Below are 21,716 nucleotides of genomic sequence, written 5' to 3'. Positions count from 1 at the left end.
AAAAGTAATGTGGAGATCAGATCGAAGTTCACGGAAAAAGTTCAAAAAAATCCCCGCCAATTGCTTAGCGGGGATTTGTGTATAAGAGACAGCCTTGTTTAAGGTGGCTTTTTCGTTACACACGTTGGTTGACTAACCTTATGGCGCTAGCTCAATCGACACCGAGTCTGAGCCATAAACGCCTTTAGGTGTGACCATCTCGACCAAGAGTTCGCCTGGGCCGTCGGATAGGTCAAGTAACACTCTAAACAGACCAGCGTTACATCCCGCGCGGGCGTCAAAGCTCAAATACGGATGATAAATGGCAGCATTAGTGCTCGGCTGTAAGAAGCTCGTGGTGCCTCTTAATTTCAGCGGATCTGTTGGCGCAAATGAGATTTGAGTACCCGCAGCAACTGGGTTGATGGTGACGCCATCAGCAGCGGTATCGCGAGCGCAGACATAAGCATCGGTCACACCCACCAAGCTAGTGGCCCGCTGGTTACAATCGAGGTTCACGCCATCCCAAGCGCAGAAGTACACCTCCGGCGCATGACCTGCCATGACAATCACGCCAGACGCATTCACATCAACCAACTGTTGGGTACAAGCGCCAGCATTCGCTGAATCTTCAGTACACAATTGGCCGTTATATATGCCATCGGGGCCATCATAAGCACCATTCAAATCGCGATCGATATGCTGATCGTTGTTGTTGTAGATGCCGTCTTCATCGTCATCACGGTAGGCTTCACCAATGTCATATTGGCCAGTAAACGAGTCCTGCGTATGCTCAAACAAGCCATTACCATTGTTGTCGTAAAACGATTCTTCGCCTTCGGCATAGGCCAAAATAGTGGCGCGAGCATTGAGCGGACGGAAGTTTTGCGAGCGCCACACGACACTACAGACGCCACCGCTAGTTTCACAACTTGGTTCAATTGCGCCACCTTCGGCGACAAAAGAAATAGAGGTACCATCGGACACAGGGTTATTGAAATGGTCCGCGGCACGAATCGTTACCGTTACTTCTTCACCGTCAAAGTCCCAAGATTCTGGGTTATGAACATCAAAGCTCAACGAGAAACTATCGGCATCGGGGAGCCCCACGCCAATCGCCAATTCACTCGACACGGTTGCAATAATTGGGTCGCTGCCATCGACTACCGCTTGCACTCGAGCCGATCCCGGAAGAGAGCCGGAGCGAACTGTCGTCGTGACCAATCCGGCATTGTCGGAAATAGCGGTCAACTGGCTCAGTTCAACTTTGTCGGCGCCACTGGCAAGATTAAAGCTCACGTTCTGGCCTTGCTTGGCACGACCATTGGCATCGGTAACCTTAAAGCTCACCATGGCAGTAGTTTGGCCGCCCGTACCTTGTAAGTTAACGAATCGAGGCTCTGCTGAGACAAACTCAATGTTACCCACTGGCGTATCGGCGATGCTAATACGCAGGTTATCGGTGTCACTAGAAGAGCCTAATTCCACCGAGGCAGAAATAATATCTTCGGTTTCACAACCATCTGGACGATAAGTGGCAATTGCAGTGCCGCCAGTTGACTGGATGCTGTCATCGAGAATCGCCTTACCTGCGGACGTACAAGTAGAGCTGAACGTTACTTCAACCGGCGCCAGATAGGGTTCGCCAGAATCCGTGGTTAGCGTGGCAGTGATCGGCAAGGTGGAGCCATCAGACAATTCCTCGCCGTCACCAAGAGGGCTGGAAAGCGCTAAGCTGATTTGCACTTCATTGATGGTGGCAAACAACTCATCATTGGCATCATCAAACTCAGCACTAATGGTGACAATACCACTATCGCTGCCGGCAGCGATGTCGATCATGGCAAAGCCATTGTCATCGGTTAGTACCACACCATCGGTGCGCGATAATTCGCCTTTGTCACTGGCGATGGTGACTTTTTTGTTCTGTGCAGGGCGATTATCTTCGGTCGCATTGACCACGATAACGGCTGGTGCCGCTGCTGAAAAATCTGAAATTTGCTGGCAGCCAGATTGCGCTGGCGGACAATCCCATAGCGTCACTGCCACGGCCTTAGTCGACACCACGGGTACACCATTGACGGTGGCAACCAATTCGGCAGAGGCATCATTAAACGCCGCTTTTACTGTCGCAACACCGGTATCTTCGCCAGCACTAATGGTGAGAAAAGCTTGGCCTTGGGCGTTGGTTAAGGCTGAACCATCAGCTTGCGACAATTGCCCTTTGTCAGTCGTCACTACGATTTTCTTGCCGCTGGCCGGAGCGCTACCAGAAGTCGCTTCAACTAATATCACCGCCGGCGGCGCGGTTTTGATCTGATTACTTTCAGTACAATCGCTGATATCGGGCGCTGATAAATCGAACGATTCGCAGGACCATAACGAAATAGCTACGGCGTCTTCTGTTGTCGTTGGCGGTGGGTTACCTCCGCCACCATCGTCTTCTTGCAAAGAGCTACCACCGCCGCAACCAACTAACGTGGCGAAAAGCGGTAGCCATATCCAGCGAACCCATTTTGACATCATCAACATCTCCGTGCTTGAACCGGGTTTAATACTTCCTGCGCCACTATAACGAACTTTTAACCCGACTAGTAATTGGCAATTTCAACAAATTGAATCAAAAAGCAAGCAAATGCGGCCTTTATCGCATTTACTACAGTTGTTAAGGTATGCCGGTCGCCAATAAATAGGACAAGTGATGTTGCAATTTAAACAGTTATCGCTGACCCAACGAATCGTGTTGGGCATGCTCGCAGGTATTGCCACCGGTGTGTTTCTGCGCCAACTATTTCCTGACAATGCATTTGTCGATACTTACCTGACTCAGGGGTTGTTCCTTGTCGTTGGTAAAATTTTTGTCGCCAGCTTGCAGATGCTGGTGGTTCCTTTGGTATTTGTTTCTTTGGTGGTTGGCACCTGTCAGCTCAAAGACGCTTCGACCTTAGGCCGACTCGGCGGAAAATCAATCCTGCTTTACCTCCTAACTACTGCCATTGCCATTGCCTTGGCAATGACCGCAGCAACGCTTATTGCCCCCGGTCACGGCTTAGATATGGATACCTCCGCAACATTCGATGCCGCACAAGCACCAGCGCTATCGCAAGTGTTCATTGATATGTTTCCGCGTAATCCAATTGAAGCCATGGCCAAAGGCAATATGCTGCAAATCATTGTCTTTGCCTTGTTGTTTGGTTTTGCCATGGCCATCTCGGGTAAACCGGGCGAACGTCTGGCCGCGGTGTTTGAAGATCTCAGCAGCGTGATCATGAGTTTGGTTACTATTCTGATGAATCTTGCCCCTTATGGCGTATTTTGCTTGTTGGCTAAGCTATTCACCGAAATGGGTTTAGGGACGATCGCGAATCTGGCCGAGTACTTCTTGGTGGTGTTTGGCGTATTAGTCGTTCACGCGATCATGGTCTACCCCACTTTGCTTTCCGTGTTCACTCGGCTCAATCCGAAGCCGTTTATGAAAAAGATGCGTGATGCCGTGTTGTTTGCGTTTAGTACCGCATCAAGTAATGCCACCATCCCAGTGACGATGGAAACGGCGACTCGTAAGTTAGGCGTTCACAATAGCGTCGCCTCGTTTACCGTGCCAATGGGCGCCACCATCAATATGGACGGTACTGCCATCATGCAAGGTGTCGCAACCGTATTCATTGCGCAGGTTTATGGCATTGATTTGAGCTTTGGCGACTTTATCAGCGTCATTGTCACCGCAACGTTGGCATCGATTGGCACCGCAGGTGTACCGGGCGTGGGCCTAATTATGCTGGCCATGGTACTGCAGCAAGTCGGTCTGCCAGTGGAAGGTATTGCCTTGATCATCGGTGTTGATCGTTTGCTCGACATGACCCGAACCGCTGTCAACATCACCGGCGACACCATGGTCACCTGTGTCGTGGGCAAAAGCGAAGGCAAGATGAATACCGACGTGTACTACGATGAAAACGCAGGGTTAAAAGAAGAGGAAGTTCATCTAACGCGCTAACAAGCGCGCTACGATTAGGCAGCCGAGCCACTTGGCTGCCAACACCGGCAACAATCTCGGCCTGCCGATTTGGCCTGATACAGCGCCTGATCGGCATGCTCTAACCAATCATCGACACTATCGCCTGCAACATATTGCGCTAACCCTGCACTCATGGTGACGCTCACCTGATGGGGAATCGTACCCAGATCAAAGCGGCTTTTGATTAACTCAATCACTTGATTCGCCTCTTCATCATTGAGATCGGGTAACAATAATAGAAACTCATCACCGCCAAGGCGAAACAGACGGTCATTCTTACGACTATGGGTGATCAGCTGCTCGGCTAACCAAACCAACACTTCATCACCAACCGCGTGACCATGCTCATCATTAATCGGCTTAAAATGATCGACATCCAACATCACTAACGAGGCAGCGGTTTGGTGCCGTTTGGCGGTATCGACTGCCCGCTCCAATTCGTCAAATAAGGCATTGCGATTGTAAGCACCGGTTAGTGGGTCAATAAATGCGAGGCGGGTCAACTGCTGTTGCTGGCGCAGCATCATTAGCGCCAAGCCAAAGGTAAAGCCATAACAACAACTCAGGCCAAAGGCGATGCGAAAGCCCTGCGCTGGACCATATTGCTGCCAGCACAAATAGATTGCAGCGCAGGTATAAATAGCCAGCAATACCGAAGAAACCTTAATGGGGAGGACGAAGAAGGCGGCAAAGAGTAACGCTGGGATTAAATGCGCAGCATACATGTCGGGCTGAGTCAGTGCCCACAACGAAATTGGCAGTGCTGATAGGATAAACAACGCATCGAGCACCAAATGGATCTGCATGTCGGGCGCGACCCGCCCCATGATCACTGTGCCCGCGAGCATAATCGCCATCAGCGATAAGGCAGTAGCGATTAGCGAGTGCCCCCAAAACATGTGGAGAATGGCAAAGGCGACGACGGTGACCAGCGCCACCAGATGCATCAGCATGCTGACTCGAGCGCCGGCGTGACCAGATGGAATGGTCTCTATCCAGCGGCTACGACTATCGTTGATTGTTGTTTTATAGCGAGTCAAGGGCACTCAGAGCGGCTTGCCCGCTCTGATCAATGTAATCAAATTTGTATTGATTATAGCCAGTTATTGCGCCCAGTAGCGCATTTTATGACCCCAGTTTGCCAACACTCTGGCAAAGCTCACAGTGACGTTTTCGGCCACTTTCTCCGACAGTTTTTTACGAATGACGTAACGCACTTGGTGAATGTCTTTTTCATCTGTGCAGTGTTTCATCAGTATTTCGTCGGACGTGGCCAGTTCATCGACCAATCCCAGCTCTAGCGCTTGCAAGCCAAACCAATGCTCGCCAGTTGCCACTTTATCGAGTTCCAATGATGGCCGATAACGCTGCACGAAATCTTTAAACAAGCCGTGAACCTCATCCAGTTCATGCTGAAATTTCTCTCGCGCTTTATCCGTATTTTCACCAAACATGGTTAAAGTGCGCTTGTACTCACCAGCCGTCACCTGTTCAAAATCAATATCATTCTTTTTCAGCAAGCGATGGAAGTTTGGCATTTGGGCGATCACACCAATCGAACCAATAATGGCAAATGGCGCACAGTAAAGCTTATCGGCAAGGCAGGCCATCATATAACCGCCGCTCGCCGCGACCTTGTCGACAACGATGGTCAACTGCAAACCGGCTTTCTTTAATCGGTCTAGTTGCGACGCGGCCAATCCATAGCCGTGAACAACACCACCGCCACTCTCAAGTTTGAGCAGCACTTCATCGTGTTCAGTATCAGCGACTGACAAAATTGCAGACACTTCTTCGCGCAGCGAATCCACTTCATGGGCATCGACGCTGCCGTTGAAATTCAAAACAAAGATGCGGCCTTTATTATCGCCCTCAGCTTCTTCAACCTTTTCACCTTTTTTCGCAGCTTTTGCCTTAGCTTTAGCTGCTTTCTTTTCTGCTTTAGCTTGTTTTTTCTCTTCTTGGCGAAGTTGTTTTAGCTCTTCATCTGATAGCAGTTGGTGGCGAATAATATCCTGATGTTCAAGCAGCTGCTCGCTCAAATCAGTGAGCTCAAGGTGGCCCTTGCGATGGCTACGACCTTTGCTGGAGTTGGCAACGATAAGGCCGACAATGGCGGCGATGGCAATGACAAAAGTGACAGTTTTCGCTAAGAAAAGTCCGTATTCGTATAAAAATTCCAAAACATTGATCTCTGATTAGCCAAGCGCATCAACCAAAGTCCCTGTTGGCGCTCGGCGGGTTTTCGAAAGTACGCCAGTATAGAGGCTATTGAAAGCGCTGGACAGAGGCAACTTGCGTAACCAATTCAGCGAGCGAACCAGTTGCGGGGCAAACACGTTTGATCGTTGTAAGTGCCGATTGTTGCCCTGCGGGGCCGAACAAATGACTCAGTAACGCTGCTCGGCTAACGCCATCGCAGGTCATTAACCAAGCCGCAAACTGGGGATACCAAAGCCGCTGATAATACAATGCGCCATCGCTGACCAGTGTGCTTAAGGCATATTGCGGCGTGAACTCATCGGGCATTGGCAGGCCAAAATAACGGCTAAAGTAATACTGATTAACCTGCTGTAGGCTGGCGAAATTGGCGTTTTCTAATTGATGGTAGGCCAGCGCGGTAGCCGCTCGAAAGTACTGTTTGGCTAATTTTCTATCACTGGTTTGCTGCGCCGCTAACCAAGGATCATGTGCTTGCATCAATATTGGCAACAAGGTCATCCCTAATCGGCTGAAATCGCCCTCAACGCTGCCGCCACTGAGACCATAGTAATCGGCGCGGGCGAATAGATGCTGTAACGCCGCTCCCAATTGTTGATACAACACTCGCCGCTCGCGGCCATGCCACTCTTGACTTGGCAGGCTGGTGATTACCGCACTAATTGCCGGCTGGCGGTCGCTGATACCATGCTGTAACGGGCGATGACGCGGCTTTGCTGATTTTGCTGGGCGGGCAAACAAATCGAGCATTAAAGTTCCGAGTAAGTTGTCGCCGCTGTAAACATGGTAAGACTCCACCGCCGGATGCCAGCTATCGCGTATATCCGCAGCTAATTCGAACCGCAGACCAAAATCACCCAGCGCAGCAAACACGCTAGCTAACACTTGCCTAGCGGCAATTGACTCATCTACCGGCGCCAGTGCCATTGATTGAGTTGTGGATGCTCGCCAAAGCCAATCGCTGGCGCGTTGTTGATCCGCGGCCGTTTTAGCCCGTGGTTGAAATGATCGCTGTAAGTAGCGATTCACTAGCTCAACCTCATTGAGCAATTGCGTACGCAATTGCAAGTCAGCCCAATGCGCTGCGCCCTGTAATCTGGCTAAGGCGTGGCGCTGCCCTAGCATCATATCCAGTTGCACCATGTTATCTGGCATCCCTTTAGAGGCAAGCGCAACCCATGCCATACGGCGGCACTCATCGGGTGAGCCTGACGCCAAATACCGAGCCACAGGTACCCCACGAAGCGGCAACTCAAATTGGTCTGCAAGACGCCATTGGGCGAGTAATTCGGCAGGCACTCCTGTTGTGCAGCGCTCAGGCAAACGTAGCTTCTTATCGAGTCGCTGCAATGTTTGTTGGTAGCTTAACTCGGCATACGACAGCAATTCTGCTGCTTTTTGCGCTCTTGGCGACGACACTAAGTCTCGCTGCAACAACCAAAGGCTAATCAAGCGGCTGCCCTGCTTTGACAAAGGTTGTTCACTTAACTTGGCTAACGTCGTACTCACCGTTGCCAAGTTGGTCCACTCCGACTGCAATACGCTCAACTGCTCGATGCACTGCAATGCCGCTGATTTAAGTGGCTCCGACTGACTGGCATCAGCAACCACCATTGCTTTGGCAATGGTCTGCTCAACTTGGGCCAACTTATGGTCAAGGGCCATTAGCGTTTGTTCATCGGGTTGGGCGGCAAATTCACTGTTAAATAAAGTGCCGACATCATTGCATTGGCGCAATAATTGGTCCTGTTCAACAGGCCAAACTATTGCGGAAGTCGGCGCAGCTGCAGCTATCGCCGCCGACCAAAGCACAACCATTAAGGCAACCAGACTCGACATTGAGACTTGGCGTGTTGCAGTGATTCTGGCAAATAAAGCAACCAGCTTTGTCGAGAAAACAGAAGATCGGATAAACAAGATAACGACCGATAGTAGTGAATCGAGCTTTAATGATAACGCCAGCAATAAAAAAAGCTCGGCTGACGCCGAGCTTTTCACCATAACGAGGTATCCCGTTATGTTCAGGTCGCTGTTGCGGTGTTAGGGCACAATCACCGTTTTCGCTTCATCGGAGATAGTGATTTGCTTACCGGCACTACTCAGATACTCCGCAACTTGCTGTTGCATTGTTGCAGTGACCAGCGCATTTTTCATTGGATCTGGAGCCACACCAGGCACGGCAGCCGGATTCAACAAGGAGCTATGGAAGCCATAGGTATAACGAATTGCGCCGGAAACGCCCGCTTCATCGGTCACCGAATCACTGATCCCAGCTAAACCATAAGCACCAATTAATGCTTCAGTGCCCGCTACCGGCCAACCTTGAGCGGCGGTTGAATTCGGCAACACCTGATCCGATAAATTATCCGCGCCATTGCCGACTACTTCTTGCACTAGAACCGGCGTCTGCAACATGGTACTTAGGCGAGCGAAGTTGACACCATCTGCGCCATCAAGTACTTGCTGGGCAGCAAACAAAAACTGGCTCAGCAGCGATGGGTACACCGCATCAACCATCATTTGATATTGCTCTGGATTGTTTGCTTTGATTGCAGCCAATTCCTCAGCGGTCAACGAAAACACATCCATCAGCAAGGCATCAAAGGTTTCAGTTGAGGTCAGGCCGGCTTTCAGTACAGGCCCAAAGGTATTGCTGTAACCGACGCTAGCAGCATAACCACCGGTTGGCACATTAAGCACCGCAGCGTTGAAGGTAAATGGATTAGGTTGCGCCGTGCCATCTGGTAAAGTGAATGGCAAATTTGCCACCGCAACCGCGGTTGAACCCACCACTGCACCTTGCGACATGCCGAGGAAACCAACTTGATTAGCGTCGAGCAGTGGCGCTTGCATCATTGCGGCATCACGCAGGGCAGAGAAAGTAACTGCAGCTCGAACCGTCAGTACATCTAACGCCGCTTGTCTCATCGCATCGCGAACCGATACCAAACTCAGTAAGTTGAGGTGGGTCAGAACATTACCATTGACATATTGAGGGCCAACATCTGGCGAGGTCGCCGTTAGCTCATAAATGCCATCGCCAGTTAAATCAGCACTGCGAGCGCCGTGCAATGGCAGGTCAACTGAAATCGTCGCCATTCCTTGTAGCGCCATGGTACCGGCTAAGCCCAGCACCGATTCCTTGACACTGGTAATGCCATGGGAAAACACAGTGGTTGGCCAACCACTAATACTTGGCTGCAAGGTCATTTCTGGTGGCAATGCCTCGACGGGGATCCCTGCAAGCTGGGCGCGGATTGCATTCACCATGTCAGGGTCTGGCACAGTGATCAGGACGTTGGCCTGCTGAATACCTTTAACCAGTGCCAGTGGATTGTATTGAGTGAGATGTTTCTCTGGATCAACAGGGGTTCCAGCTGCATCCGGCACATTGATTTGCAAACCAACCCATTTACTCGGGTCGGCCAAATCGCCTGGTGTTAGCGATGGATTCTGAGCAAAGGCTTGCGCCGCAAACGACTCTTGGGTCAGCGCGCCGCTTTGCAACGCGCCGGCAATCGAAACAGGACTATCACCCTGCGCCTGCCAACGCGTAAACAACACATCACAAAGGCCCGTGGTCGCAAGCTCGACCACATCGCAAGTGTCGTTGCTCGCTATATCCTGCAGCATCGGTAGATTGACCGTCGCGGTGTAAACCTTGGCAGCACTGGCGACCAAGCCAGCCTGGCCATCAAGCACGATGCCAGACAGTGCCAGCAATTGCTGGGCGTTAAGGCCGGTATCCGTGAGGTTATCGATAGTCGGCTGAGTTTGCGCCACCACCAGTCGCGATACCGCCATCACATCTTCTATCGATTGGGTGGTAAACGGCATACTGTAGTTGACCGTTTCAACATCAATACCAGCTCCAGCTAAGCCCGCTTCGTAACTATTGACCGCGGCTTGCAACTGACGCTGCTCTGCCGTACCTAGTGGCTGGGTTTCATAGTCAAGACGAAGCAGCTCATAAGAAGTCGATGGGTACACACTGCGCCCTTCGGAGTCCTCAATGAGCGAAGTGGTAGCGAGCAAGTAGGAAGTCTTGGGCTTCAACGGTTTGATCGGCACCACGACGACATTCGAGCCATCAGAATTGGTGACAAAATCAACGCCGTAAGTCAGCTGCCCGACCACCTTACATAACAGGCCGGTTGGCACGTTCTGGCAATCAGGATCCGAAGACAATGGGTTACCAAGGAGCACTTCCAACAGTTCGGCAGCACCGGGCTGAGTGACCGAAGCGGTGTTAATTGAATAATCACCGAATGAGGCATTTGGGAAGGTGATATCAATCACGATGGGAGCAGCTGTGCCCCACCCGTCTAATGCGCTCAACGCCACCGCAGGGTCAGTCACGTCAGTTGGATCATCCACAGGAATATCCAAACTGCCATCGGTGGTGGTCAGCAGCAGTAAATCGGAAGGTAGGGCCACGACGCCAGCAGCAGGATCGAATTGAATTCGGGTAAAGGGTACCGCCGGTTCTTGATCTTTGGCGACATCTTTTAATGATTCGCCGCCACCGCAACCGACCAGCACGGCTGCCAACGCTGTGACACCAGCGTATGTTGTTATTTTCATGTTTCTCCCCAACGTTTTGATTGTTATTGCAATCGCCTTTTCCGTGGCAGTTGCTGTTGTTAAATTCAAACTCGCGTTTGAATAATGCATTAAAGCTAAACTAAGCGGAGCATTTGCACTAGTGCTGAGGTGTTAACTTGATCCCAGTTCCAATAATTTGGGTCAAACAAAGGTCTCAGGTACACTGCGCACTAAATTTTTTTGTCGAGTCCGTTATGAATTTTGAAACCGTTTCGAGCAACGCATTTGCCGATAAAGTTGTTTTGGTTACCGGGGCTGGCGCAGGGATCGGTAAGCAAGCTGCCCTGTCATTAGCTGCCCACGGCGCTACCGTGATTTTGTTGGGGCGTACCGTCGCCAAATTAGAAACAACCTATGATGAGATTGTTGCCGCTGGTGGTGCTGAGCCCGCCATCGTGCCGCTCGACTTGAAAGGCGCCACAGACAAACACTACCTCGATATGGCGACAACCATTGAGTCAACGCTCGGTCGCCTTGATGCCATCCTGCACAATGCCGGTGAACTCGGTGTATTGGGTACCATCGAGCAAATGGACATGACCATGTTCGATGAAGTGATGAAGGTCAACGTTCGCGCCCAGATCAGTATGACGCAAGCATTGCTACCTTTATTGAAACAAGCTGAGCACGGCCGCATTGTGTTCACCTCATCATCTGTGGGTAAAAAAGGCCGAGCATTTTGGAATGCTTATGCGATGTCGAAATTTGCCACCGAGGGGTTAATGCAGATCCTGGCTGATGAATTGAGCAACACCAAGATTCGAGTCAACTGTATCAATCCGGGAGCGACTCAGACAGGGATGCGAGCCAAAGCCTATCCAGCCGAAGATGCTTCGACCTTAAAAACACCAGCCGATCTGATGCCGCTCTATCTTTACTTGCTCAGCGATTCAGCGGACATCAACGGCCAAAGCATTGATGCCCAACCCAAGTAAACCGCTGGTGTTACGTTCTACCCTGGCGGCGCTTACTGGTCGCTTTGGGTTTGCTCGACTTGGCGTGGCGCTGCAGTTGCCGCGCCCTGCTCTTTTGCGCGGTACGGCGCAACCGATGGGTATTCACCTTGGTGTCTTTGGTGACATCAAGCATGGTTCGGGTTTCTTTCGGCAACGACACTGAGTCACGCAATACATTAACGTCATCGAGCGGCAGCTCTAACCAAGCGCCATGTGGTAACTTTTGAGACAAAATGGTGTTGCCATAACGGATCCGAATCAAGCGGCTGACGGTGACTTCCTGACTTTCCCAGAGGCGTCGAACTTCACGGTGCTTGCCTTCATGCAAGGTAACATGGAACCACTTATTGGCGCCCTCGCCGCCAGCAATTTTGATCGAATCAAATGACGCCAAACCATCCTCAAGCATGACCCCTTGCTTCAGGCGCTTGAGCATCGCATCGTCAACGGTACCAAATACACGGACAGCATATTCGCGTTCTAATTCATAGGAAGGGTGCATCAGGCGAGAGGCTAATTCACCATCAGTGGTGAACAACAACAGTCCTGATGTGTTTAAATCGAGACGACCGACGGCAATCCAACGACCGGCTGCCAGCTTCGGTAAACGTTCAAATACAGTTGGTCGGCCTTCCGGATCTTTACGGCTACAGACTTCGCCTTCAGGCTTGTGATAGGCAATAACACGACACACGGTGTCTTTATCGGAGCGTGTCTGAATGACGTTGCCATCGACGCGAACAACATCAGCGTCTTCAATGCGGTCACCCAGTTTAGCAGTTGAACCGTTAACACTGACACGACCGGCGCTAATCACTTGCTCCATTTCTCGGCGCGACCCAAGGCCACTGCGGGCCAACACTTTCTGTAGTTTTTCACTCATCAGGAATCCAGTTTTAATATCGGTTAGGAAGTAGCCTTCTCAGGCGGCGCGCGATTGTATCACAGAACATTCGGCAAACCAGCGACAAACTCTTGCCTAAAGGTTAGCCGCAATTTGCACGGTTTTACCGCGGCCAATAGCAATTATTGGCAAAATCACTTGTTCACCGCCGATGGATGCTTTTAAATGCTTCATCAACATAATTTTTTAACCACTGACTATGACCGCGAATGGCAACCAGGATCACCGTATTGAGCTCACCTACCGGGTCGAGCCAGGCTGTCTTGGGCCCGATGGAAAAAATCACATTGAGGGTTTCTGCCACTTTGCCATGCGCGCCATCGCCTCGTTAGACGCCAATTTCGTCATCTGGAATATTATTCCTCGCTATGACAAAACGCTGCCGGAAATGGAGTTTAAAGTTCGAGGAAAAAGTCTGAACCGAGCTAAAACTGCGGTCTATCTAAAAGCCATGAATGCCGATCTCGACAAGTTCGAGGAGCATTTAGATGATGCTTTGGTGCGCATGATTGACGCCTATCGCAAACGCACTGGCTAGTGCGAATAATACGTCTACTGACTTTATTCATCGCCTCAATTAAGCACCAAGCCATTCTCTAGCAGCTTGCGTAATGGCAACAACTGCCGGATTAGAAATACGGCGCTGAATTGAAATCGCATAAAATTGCTCACGAATATCATCCGTTGCGCCGATTGGCTCGACACTAAACTGCGCTGCAACTTCCTTTGCGATCGCCGACGGTACAGCGAAGACACCGGCACCAGCCTGACCAAAAGCCTTCATCAACGCGCTATCATCAAACTCACCGACAACATTGGGCCGAATGTGGCGTTGGTCGAGCCATTGCTGCAATCTTGTGTGCATCACACTTTGTTGGCCAGAGATCAGCAGTGGTTGACCATCAAGATTAGCTGGAAAATCACCAGATAATCGCGCGGCTAATTCTGGGCTTGCCATAAAACTCAAACCACATTCCCCCAACGGATGGCTAAAGCCGCGAATACCGATATCCGTTGGTATAGGGGCATCAGCAATCACTAAATCGAGTCGATGCAACGCCAATTCCGCCAACAACTCATTCAAGCTGTTTTCTTTGCAGATCATTCGGATCGGCTCATCTAAGCAAAATGCAGGCTGCAACAAACGATGGGCAATGGTTTTCGGCACCACATCAGCAATACCAATTTTTAGCTGCTGGGGTCGTTGCAGCGAACTGTGACTCAACACATCCTTGAGCTCATCGCCCAACGAGAAGATCTCATCGGCATAACTGAGCACCAACCGGCCCGTTTCGGTCAATTCTAGCTTGCGGCCGACTTTGACGAAGAGCGCAGTACCGAGTTGTTCTTCCAGCAACGAAATTTGACCGCTGATGGTTTGCGGGGTCAGATGAAGGTGCTCACTGGCTCTGGCAATCCCACCTTGCTTCGCCGCCACCCAGAAATAGTGCAGGTGTTTGTAGTTGATCATCTAAACGCTCGATTTTTTCGAAGTAAGATTAAATTATATTCGAATATACCAGACAGTAGTTCACAACTAAGATGACACTCGTCCATGTGGATATCGCTCAATCAGGAGAAGTAGTCATGCTTATTGTGTTGCAATCTGCCGGCGCACCACTAACGCCGTCCCTTGAAGATTACATTCGCCGCCGAGTCAATTTCTCCTTGGCACGCTTTTCAGACCAAGTCCGTAAAATCAAAGTTCGCATTTCTGACACCGCAGGTTCCAGCGGCAACTACGTCAAACGCTGTTTAATCAGAGTCAGCTTAAAAAACAATGCCGACATCACCATAGAAGATGTGCAGGACAAAGCTGTGTTAGCGGTTGATCGAGCGGCCCACCGCGCTAAAAAAACCTTATTACGCCGACTCACTCAGCGACGTCGGAGGAATCGATTCCAAGGCGCAAGATTCAGCCACTCTGCGGCTTAACCTACAACAGTACTGGCACTATTTAGGATCAACCAAACGCAGTAACCATAACTCTCAAGCATCAACCAATTTTTTGGAGAAACTTATGAGTATTAGCAAGTTACTTAATCAATTTCTTGGTGGCGACGGGCCATCATCGCATGCCAACCAAACACACAATGGTAGCGGCGTCGTCAGCTCACTGGCCAATAAATTACCATCGGGTTTAGCTGGAGGCGCCGCTGCGGGCGGCGTCATGGCGTTGCTTGCTGGCAACAAGTCAGCGCGCAAGTTTGCCGGTAAAGCGGCGCGCTATGGCGGCGCAGCACTGCTCGGCGGCTTAGCCTTCAGTGCTTATCGCAAATGGCAGACCCAGCAACAGCCATCTCAGGCCAACCCAGCGCAATCTCCCCAAGTTGCAACAAGCCAGCCCGATGCTTACGCCTATCAGGCCATTGAAAAGAGCTTTAAGTCGGAATCGGTATATACCGAGAATTTTCAGCTCACTCTCGTGCAAGCCATGATCAGTGCTGCGAAAGCAGACGGGCACATTGATAACAAAGAGCAAACGCGGATCTTCAACGCCATTGAACAAATGGATCTCAGCCATGAAGCCAAAGGAGTTATTTTTGATCTAATGAGGCAACCAATTTCAGTGACTGACATTGCCAATGGAGCCCATTGTATTGAGCAGAAATCCGGCGTCTACTTAGCGTCTTGCTTGGCGGTCGACCTAGACGGACCAATTGAGCAAGCTTATTTGAACCGACTGGCGACAGCATTGGCGTTACCCGATGAGTTAGCGTCACAACTGCGCGATCAAGCCGACCAAGCATTTAAAACCGCAGCATGAGTTATGCTGAACTCACAAGTCATTAAGGTTGGCCAGACAATAGGCCGCGCGCTCACTAATGGCGGCCTGTTGTTCAGCCCCTTGGCGGTCCCAATTACGGTAAATCATACCGACTCTGGGATTATTGCTGAGCCGGTCTCGGTGACGGAGCAGAAAATGCCAATAGAGACTGTTTAACGGGCAGCTACGATCGCCCGTTTTGGCTTTGTGGTCGTAATGGCAACTGGTGCAATAGTCGCTCATTTTGTGAACGTAATTTGCGCTTGCAGCATAAGGTTTACTGGCAAGCACGCCGCCGTCGGCAAACTGACTCATGCCCCGCGTGTTGGGCATTTCCACCCATTCAATTGCATCGATGTAAATACCCAGATACCAGGCATCTACCTGATCGGGATCGATGCCCGCTAACAGACAAAAATTTCCCGTAATCATCAAGCGTTGAATATGGTGAGCATAGGCATATTTCAGGCTTTGGCCGATTGCTTTGGCCATACAATTCATGTTGGTTCGGCCATGCCAGAAAAAATCAGGGAGTTCGTTGTTGGCGTCAAAATAATTTAACTGACCATATTGCGGCATACGCCGCCAATAAATGCCGCGCACAAACTCTCGCCAACCAATAATTTGCCGCACGAAGCCCTCGATTTGGGCGAGCGAAATCTGTTCAGGATACTGCTGAAAATAATCAAGTGCGCGCTCAATGACCTGCTTCGGACTAATCATTTTGCTGTTCAGGGCAAACGACAAGCGGCTGTGATACAGACTCCATTGCTGCTTTCCGTGTTCTGTCATGGCATCTTGAAACAAACCAAAGCGCGGTAAGCAATGGCGACAGAAATGTTCGAGAAGTTGCAGCGACTGTTGTCGATTAACCGGCCAAAGCAAACTACCGGCCCGCTCGCCAATGGTTGCAACCTGATGCCGTTCGAGGCGGACGTTAATATCTCGGACATCATTGGCAAATAGTAACGGAGCCGGTATTTCGGCGATATCGGCCGACTTGAGCTTGGCGCGATTATCAGCATCGTAATTCCATTGACCACCGATGGGTTTGCCGCCGGCCATTAAAATGTCAAAGCGCTGCCGCATCTTGCGATAAAAGGTTTCCATGCGCTGATTTTTGTCGATGACAAAGTACAGTGGTAGCTCGTCATAATCGACGAGAAAATGTTCGGTGTCCCACTGTCGTTTGGTAACGCCCTGCGGTAATTCGAGCTGCTCAAGCTGTTGCAGTAGCCGGTATTCATCGGGTCGCTGGTACTCGAACACTTGTATCTGATGCGAACGCACATACCCGTCAATTAGTTGCGGCAGCGATGCGAACTCAGCCGTATCATCAAGCGTCAAATGGAGCACGCGGTGGCCCGCCGATGCTAAGGCCTCGGCGAAGCCCTTCATCGCGGCAAAAAACGCCCCTACTTTTTGAACATGGTGTTTTACATAACCAGTTTCCTGATGCAATTCGGCGATTAAGTACAACACGCCATCGTCCTTGCGCTCGAACCAGCTATGGCTGGCATTGAGTTGATCGCCAAGGATCAAGCGTAAGGTGTGGGCAGGTCCAGTCATGTTTGATTGTCCATTGATTTTCGGTTGCGATTACCGGCGCATCGTTTCGAGCAATAGCGCACAGTTGACCAATTGTTGGCCCAACGCTTGCGCCATTGAAAATAACGACCGCAGGTTGCGCAGATCTTGCCGTCTAAGTGCTGTTTAAACATGTCTTCGACTCACGAATACGTCGGCCAATCAGCACCATCCACGGCATCGCACGCAGCGTTAACGACTTGGCCTTGCCAACGGCGGATATAGTCACCATCTGGATCATACTGTTGTTGCTGCTTCTCGATATTGAAATGGCGACCACCTCTGGGATCAGCGCCGACGCCAGCAATGTATTGCCAATTGCCCCAATTCACCGCCGGATCGTAGTCCACTAGTTGATACTCAAAATAAGCCGCGCCATATCGCCAATCGACCTGCATTTCGTTAACCAAGCAGCTGGCAACGATTTGGCGGCCGCGATTGGACATGTAGCCGGTGGCATTGAGTTGCTTGATACAAGCGTTAACTAATGGGTATTGAGTTTGGCCTTGGCTCCATTGGCGAAAACGCTGAGGATAAAAGCTGGTTAAAGGTCGAGCGTCCCTTAACCCTCTAAACTGAAAGATGCGATTGCCATAACGTTTGGCATAACAGTGAAAATACTCACGCCACAGCAGCTCAAAGTAAATCCAGTAGGTTGACTCATTGGCCTCAAATCGCTGTTCATACTGCTTCAGAACAGCAACCACTCGGCGCACCGAAATACAACCAAGAGCAAGCCAAGGCGACAGCTTAGTCGAGTGCTGCCAGCCATCCAGCTCGTTTCTCACTTGCTTGTAGCAAAGCGGCATTTCACTGTCGAAATAGCGAGCCAAATGCGCTAAACCGCTGCGCTCGCCGCCGATCAACTGCAACCAGTCGCTATCTTGGTGTGGCAATGGTTGCACCTGCGGTAACTCGGCTGCAGCTTGCTTGACGGCTTGTTGGTCTAAAGGCGACCAAGGCAAGCATGCTGGCGGCTCTAATGGCGCAGCAATCGGTAGCGGCTCAACCAGCTTGCGAAATTTGCTAAAACTGGTTGGTAGCTGGTCCCGTGCAAACGGCAGTTGCTGGGGTTGAAATAAATCATGGCTGTCTATTTGCAGCCACTCAATCTGACAATGAGCGTCGCGTAGCTGTTGCCATTGGCGCTGCTCGTAGCTAGTGGCATGCGTACTGCGAAGCACTCGGTTGACCGAAAAGCGCTGTAGCAATGGTGGCAAGGCCTGTTGAGGCGAACCAAAAACAACCAGCAAACGTTGCCCTAAGGAGGTCAGTTGCTCGCTCAAGTCGACCAAGGCTTGCTGTAAGAATCGCCAGCGATGGGGTCCAATCCGTGGACCGCTTGGTTGGCTCGTGGCTATCGGCTGAAACCATTCAGGCTCGACAAAAAACACACAAACCAATGCATCGCTGTGCGCTGCCATGTGAAGTATTGGATTATCATCAATCCGCAGATCATGGCTAAACCAAATCAATGATGTCTTACGATTCAACGGTTGCTCCAACCTAGCTCGTTCGAGGCAACAATGTGCTTTGTGTTACCGTTGTTGTTCGCGATGTTGTTCAAGTTCATCAATTTCTCGGCTGAGCTGATCGGCATCGGCGCTCAGCATTGAGTAAGTGCGGATGTCACCACGGCGTTGCGCTAACATGGCGTTTTTCAGCAGCAGGTCGCGCTCTTTGCGCATCTTTTTGCTCGGATTGGATTTGAACAAATTAAACATCGACAGCTCCTTGGCTTATCACAGTCGGTTTTTTAGGGATTACTGGCTGAGTATTCGATCATCACTTCATTGCGTCTGAGAAACGGCAGTGTCCATGGCGGGTTGTAACGTGCTAACGTGGCTGCGCTTTGTGGCGTTAAGCCCTGCAGCCTCATCCACGACAACAATTGCTGCGTCTTGGCGGCCACTTTTTCTTCCCCAGTAAAGCCGGAAAAGGTCACCACCGCGACGTTTCGCTCGGGTACCGGCTCGATGACAACCTTATCGCTGTTTGGCGACGGTAAGGTGTCGAGGGTGAATTGACTCGGCATCACAAATCCAACCACCCACTTCCCTCGCTCATCGTTCATGGCGGCGGCAGAATTCAGTTGCTGACCATTGTCGCTCGGAGCAATCAGCACCGGCGCCGTCATGCTAATCTCCTCGCTACCACCAGACGCCGCAGTGTTATTACCGAAGATGAAATCAGCCACTGCCCTGAAGCCATCGCCAGAGGCATCATCCATGGCTCCGCGAACCTGGCTTTGGGCGACGATCATGCTGTTGTATTGGCGCAACTCAAAATCATCCTCGCTCTTTAGCACTTGGTAGCTTGGTTGTTCGATGGCCATCGCGGTACTCCAAAGGCAGATTGCGATTAGTGCGGTCACGCTGCGAACGTGTGTGTTGAAGAAATGAGTCACGGCTTTGTGTTCCACTGTGATTGTTGTTGCATTAACTCAGCTAACGGATGAACACCGTAAATGGATCGATGTGACAATGAACGAAAAGCATCGAGATGGCGTACTAAAGAGCAGATCAGCAATAAAGCCAGAGATAGATGACTAAACTCACGGTGTTTTACGACGGCACCTGTCCATTGTGCGTCAAAGAAATGAGTGCGCTACAGCGTTATGACAAAAACCAAGCAATCAGAACGGTTGATATCTACAGCGACGAATTTTGCCAGTTTCCCGACATTGATCAGCAACAGGCCAACCGGATTTTGCACGCGATTGACGATCAGCAGCAGCTTTTGCTGGGGCTGGATGTTACCTATAGGGCGTGGCAATTAGTGGGTAAAGGGTGGCTTTACGCCCCACTGCGGTGGAAGTGGATCAAGCCCATTGCCGATCGCTGTTATCTCTATTTCGCCAATAATCGCTACAAAATTTCGATGTGGTTAACTGGAACTGCGCGATGTACGTCGAATCGCTGTGACATTAACCATCAAAACAAATAGCTCGTCATTCACCGCACTGACGACAGATACCACTGATTTCAAATTGCGACTGCGACAACAGAAATCCTGCGTCGCTGGCGGATGCTTTTATTTGCGCGGCTAAACTGTCGCTCATCGCAATTTCGCGGGTGGCGCCGCACGATTTGCAAACCAGAAAGAATTGGTCTTGGTGCTCATGAGAACAGGCAAGATGGGCGCAGGACACATACTTATTTGAAGAGGCCAGCTTGTGAACCAATTCAATGTCAACAAACAAATCAAGGATCCGATACACCGACATCGGCTGCATCGCTTGCGCATGCTGCTGATTGTAAATCGCCACTACTTCATAGGCCGATAACGGTGCATTCTCAGCGAGTAAAATGCGAAGAATGGCGGAGCGCTTCTCGGTCAGCTTAACACCCGCAGCCTGGCATTTTTGCTGCGCACTTTTTAGTCCCGCCTCAATCTTCATCATATTCTTTGCCTCTGTACTCATCTGCCCTTCACTCACTGTTGCCCTAAACCGGCGTGCAGCGCTTTTCGGTAGGCACTGGTTGCAGGGATTAACGCGACCAGCGAGGTCACGCCAAGCGCAGCAGCAAGTTGGATGATTTGCGTCGTAGAAATAATCTGAGTCGATACAAAAATGCCATAGTGGCTAGCCAATAAATCGCTGGCTCCGAAAAACACCGCCCACACTAGACCTAGCGATAAGCCAATTGCTGTCGCTGTAACTAACAATGCTTCGAGCTGAATGAGAACAAATAGCACAACAGGTCCGGCACCTATGGCTCTGAGCACGGCGATTTCTTTCTGCCGCTCCTGCATGGATGACAACAACATGGTGGTTAGACCGAGGATCGCTGATACAAACACGCACAGCGAAATCACTCGCAAGATGTTTTCGACAGAGCTGATCAACGACCACAACTCAACAAGGGCGATGCCGGGCAGTACCGCCATTAAAGGCTCTTGCTTGTAATTATTAATCGACCGCTGGATCTTGAAAATCGACATTTTCGACTTTAAACCCAGCATAAATGCGGTGATCGTAGCCGGCTCAACGTCAATGTCTCGTCCCTCGGTAACCGCTTGCTGTAATGCCTGCAATTGACTTGGCGGCATATGCACCGCCTCAATGCCGGCAAGGCTGACATGAACGGTGCGATCGACCGGTGTGCCGGTCGGCGCTAATACGCCAACCACTTCAAACGGCGCATTATCATGGTTAGTGAAACTGACTTGACCAATACCGTGCGACAACACAATTCGCTTACCGACTTGATAATTGAGCGCTTTGGCCACTTCGGCGCCAATCACCGCACCAAAGGGATTACTAAACGCCTCGCCATCCGCAAACGCCAATTGCCGTTTATCGCCATAACGATAAAACTCAAAGTAATCGGTGTTGGTGCCAAGCACGCGGTAACCACGGTGAGAGTCTCCAAGTGACAACGGGATCGACCACACGACATCGCGCTGTTCGCTGATAGCTTGATAACTGTCCCAGCCGACGTTATTGGTGGCATTACCCATCCGGAAAATGGAATACAGCAGTAAATTCAGCTGTCCCGTTCGGGCACCAACGATCAAATCAACACTCGACACGGTGCGGTTAAAGCTGGCTTTAGCTTGCGAGCGAATATGTTCCACAGTCACCAACAACGACAAGCTCACAACAATTGAAAATAGCGTTAGCAGCACCGAGGTTTTACGATTCATCAAGCTCTTGTAGGCCAATTTCATCAACAT

20 protein-coding genes are annotated in these 21,716 nt (G+C 50.7%); 6 read left to right on the top strand and 14 right to left on the bottom strand.

The window, feature by feature from the left end; genetic code table 11:
- Nucleotides 1–138 precede the first annotated feature (138 nt).
- Nucleotides 139–2,505, bottom strand: coding sequence for an Ig-like domain-containing protein (locus IC617_RS15295; RefSeq protein WP_191145852.1), 2,367 nt, complete (start codon nucleotides 2,503–2,505; stop codon nucleotides 139–141).
- A gap of 175 nt (nucleotides 2,506–2,680) precedes the next feature.
- On the opposite strand from IC617_RS15295, the gene IC617_RS15290 reads away from it, so the two are divergent.
- On the top strand, nucleotides 2,681–3,976 hold the full coding sequence (locus tag IC617_RS15290; protein WP_191145851.1) for a dicarboxylate/amino acid:cation symporter: 1,296 nt from the start codon (nucleotides 2,681–2,683) through the stop codon (nucleotides 3,974–3,976).
- Nucleotides 3,977–3,990: 14 nt separating this feature from the next.
- On the opposite strand, the gene IC617_RS15285 is transcribed toward IC617_RS15290, so the two are convergent.
- The 4 genes from IC617_RS15285 to IC617_RS15270 all read right to left on the bottom strand — a co-directional run bounded on the left by IC617_RS15285 (nucleotide 3,991) and on the right by IC617_RS15270 (nucleotide 10,801).
- Nucleotides 3,991–5,037: a GGDEF domain-containing protein gene (locus IC617_RS15285; protein ID WP_191145850.1), complete on the bottom strand. Its 1,047-nt coding sequence runs from the start codon at nucleotides 5,035–5,037 to the stop codon at nucleotides 3,991–3,993.
- A 63-nt stretch (nucleotides 5,038–5,100) separates the two neighbouring features.
- Complete coding sequence (gene sohB / locus IC617_RS15280; protein ID WP_191145849.1) at nucleotides 5,101–6,180, bottom strand: protease SohB; 1,080 nt, start codon at nucleotides 6,178–6,180, stop codon at nucleotides 5,101–5,103.
- 85 nt (nucleotides 6,181–6,265) lie between these two features.
- Complete coding sequence (locus tag IC617_RS15275; RefSeq protein ID WP_191145848.1) at nucleotides 6,266–7,954, bottom strand: M3 family metallopeptidase; 1,689 nt, start codon at nucleotides 7,952–7,954, stop codon at nucleotides 6,266–6,268.
- Between the two features lie 303 nt (nucleotides 7,955–8,257).
- Nucleotides 8,258–10,801: a VolA/Pla-1 family phospholipase gene (locus IC617_RS15270; RefSeq protein WP_191145847.1), complete on the bottom strand. Its 2,544-nt coding sequence runs from the start codon at nucleotides 10,799–10,801 to the stop codon at nucleotides 8,258–8,260.
- A gap of 215 nt (nucleotides 10,802–11,016) precedes the next feature.
- Between IC617_RS15270 and IC617_RS15265 the strand changes: the two genes are divergently transcribed.
- Entirely contained in the window at nucleotides 11,017–11,757 is a 741-nt protein-coding gene (locus tag IC617_RS15265; RefSeq protein WP_191145846.1) for a YciK family oxidoreductase, read from the top strand.
- 10 nt (nucleotides 11,758–11,767) lie between these two features.
- On the opposite strand, the gene rluB is transcribed toward IC617_RS15265, so the two are convergent.
- Nucleotides 11,768–12,661 carry a 23S rRNA pseudouridine(2605) synthase RluB gene (rluB, locus tag IC617_RS15260; protein ID WP_191145845.1) on the bottom strand — a complete coding sequence of 298 codons (894 nt, stop codon included), beginning with the start codon at nucleotides 12,659–12,661 and terminating at the stop codon, nucleotides 11,768–11,770.
- Nucleotides 12,662–12,881: 220 nt separating this feature from the next.
- Between rluB and IC617_RS15255 the strand changes: the two genes are divergently transcribed.
- Nucleotides 12,882–13,220, top strand: coding sequence for a hypothetical protein (locus IC617_RS15255; protein ID WP_191145844.1), 339 nt, complete (start codon nucleotides 12,882–12,884; stop codon nucleotides 13,218–13,220).
- A gap of 39 nt (nucleotides 13,221–13,259) precedes the next feature.
- On the opposite strand, the gene nhaR is transcribed toward IC617_RS15255, so the two are convergent.
- A complete protein-coding gene (gene nhaR / locus IC617_RS15250; RefSeq protein WP_191145843.1) occupies nucleotides 13,260–14,153 on the bottom strand; it encodes a transcriptional activator NhaR in 894 nt (297 codons plus the stop codon).
- A 116-nt stretch (nucleotides 14,154–14,269) separates the two neighbouring features.
- On the opposite strand from nhaR, the gene IC617_RS15245 reads away from it, so the two are divergent.
- Together IC617_RS15245 and IC617_RS15240 are read left to right on the top strand one after the other, a co-directional pair.
- A complete protein-coding gene (locus tag IC617_RS15245; protein WP_191145842.1) occupies nucleotides 14,270–14,617 on the top strand; it encodes an HPF/RaiA family ribosome-associated protein in 348 nt (115 codons plus the stop codon).
- Between the two features lie 85 nt (nucleotides 14,618–14,702).
- Nucleotides 14,703–15,449: a tellurite resistance TerB family protein gene (locus IC617_RS15240; protein ID WP_191145841.1), complete on the top strand. Its 747-nt coding sequence runs from the start codon at nucleotides 14,703–14,705 to the stop codon at nucleotides 15,447–15,449.
- Between the two features lie 12 nt (nucleotides 15,450–15,461).
- Here IC617_RS15240 and IC617_RS15235 read toward each other — a convergent pair whose 3' ends face one another.
- Genes IC617_RS15235 through IC617_RS15215 form a run of 5 tightly spaced genes read right to left on the bottom strand, consistent with a single transcriptional unit; the run spans nucleotide 15,462 to nucleotide 19,371 of the window.
- Complete coding sequence (locus tag IC617_RS15235) at nucleotides 15,462–17,018, bottom strand: cryptochrome/photolyase family protein (RefSeq protein ID WP_191145840.1); 1,557 nt, start codon at nucleotides 17,016–17,018, stop codon at nucleotides 15,462–15,464.
- Complete coding sequence (locus tag IC617_RS15230; protein WP_191145839.1) at nucleotides 17,015–17,170, bottom strand: DUF2256 domain-containing protein; 156 nt, start codon at nucleotides 17,168–17,170, stop codon at nucleotides 17,015–17,017. The genes IC617_RS15235 and IC617_RS15230 overlap by 4 nt, the downstream gene beginning before the upstream one ends.
- Nucleotides 17,171–17,179: 9 nt before the next feature.
- Nucleotides 17,180–18,529 (bottom strand): DASH family cryptochrome, encoded by a 1,350-nt coding sequence (locus IC617_RS15225; RefSeq protein ID WP_191145838.1) that lies wholly within the window; start codon nucleotides 18,527–18,529, stop codon nucleotides 17,180–17,182.
- A gap of 45 nt (nucleotides 18,530–18,574) precedes the next feature.
- Entirely contained in the window at nucleotides 18,575–18,760 is a 186-nt protein-coding gene (locus IC617_RS15220) for a DUF6435 family protein (RefSeq protein ID WP_191145837.1), read from the bottom strand.
- Nucleotides 18,761–18,792: 32 nt separating this feature from the next.
- A complete protein-coding gene (locus IC617_RS15215) occupies nucleotides 18,793–19,371 on the bottom strand; it encodes an SOUL family heme-binding protein (protein WP_191145836.1) in 579 nt (192 codons plus the stop codon).
- Nucleotides 19,372–19,580: 209 nt separating this feature from the next.
- Here IC617_RS15215 and IC617_RS15210 point away from each other — a divergent pair, with 209 nt between their 5' ends.
- On the top strand, nucleotides 19,581–19,982 hold the full coding sequence (locus tag IC617_RS15210) for a thiol-disulfide oxidoreductase DCC family protein (RefSeq protein ID WP_191145835.1): 402 nt from the start codon (nucleotides 19,581–19,583) through the stop codon (nucleotides 19,980–19,982).
- A 4-nt stretch (nucleotides 19,983–19,986) separates the two neighbouring features.
- Here IC617_RS15210 and IC617_RS15205 read toward each other — a convergent pair whose 3' ends face one another.
- Nucleotides 19,987–20,439, bottom strand: a complete 453-nt coding sequence (locus IC617_RS15205) for a Fur family transcriptional regulator (protein ID WP_191145834.1) — start codon at nucleotides 20,437–20,439, stop codon at nucleotides 19,987–19,989.
- Between the two features lie 32 nt (nucleotides 20,440–20,471).
- On the bottom strand, nucleotides 20,472–21,716 hold the full coding sequence (locus IC617_RS15200) for an ABC transporter permease (RefSeq protein ID WP_191145833.1): 1,245 nt from the start codon (nucleotides 21,714–21,716) through the stop codon (nucleotides 20,472–20,474).

It is taken from the genome of Neiella litorisoli (assembly GCF_014773395.1).
Taxonomy (GTDB): Bacteria; Pseudomonadota; Gammaproteobacteria; order Enterobacterales; family Neiellaceae; genus Neiella; species Neiella litorisoli.
Note: the sequence above shows the minus strand (reverse complement) of the source record. Positions and strands in the feature narration are given on the sequence as shown.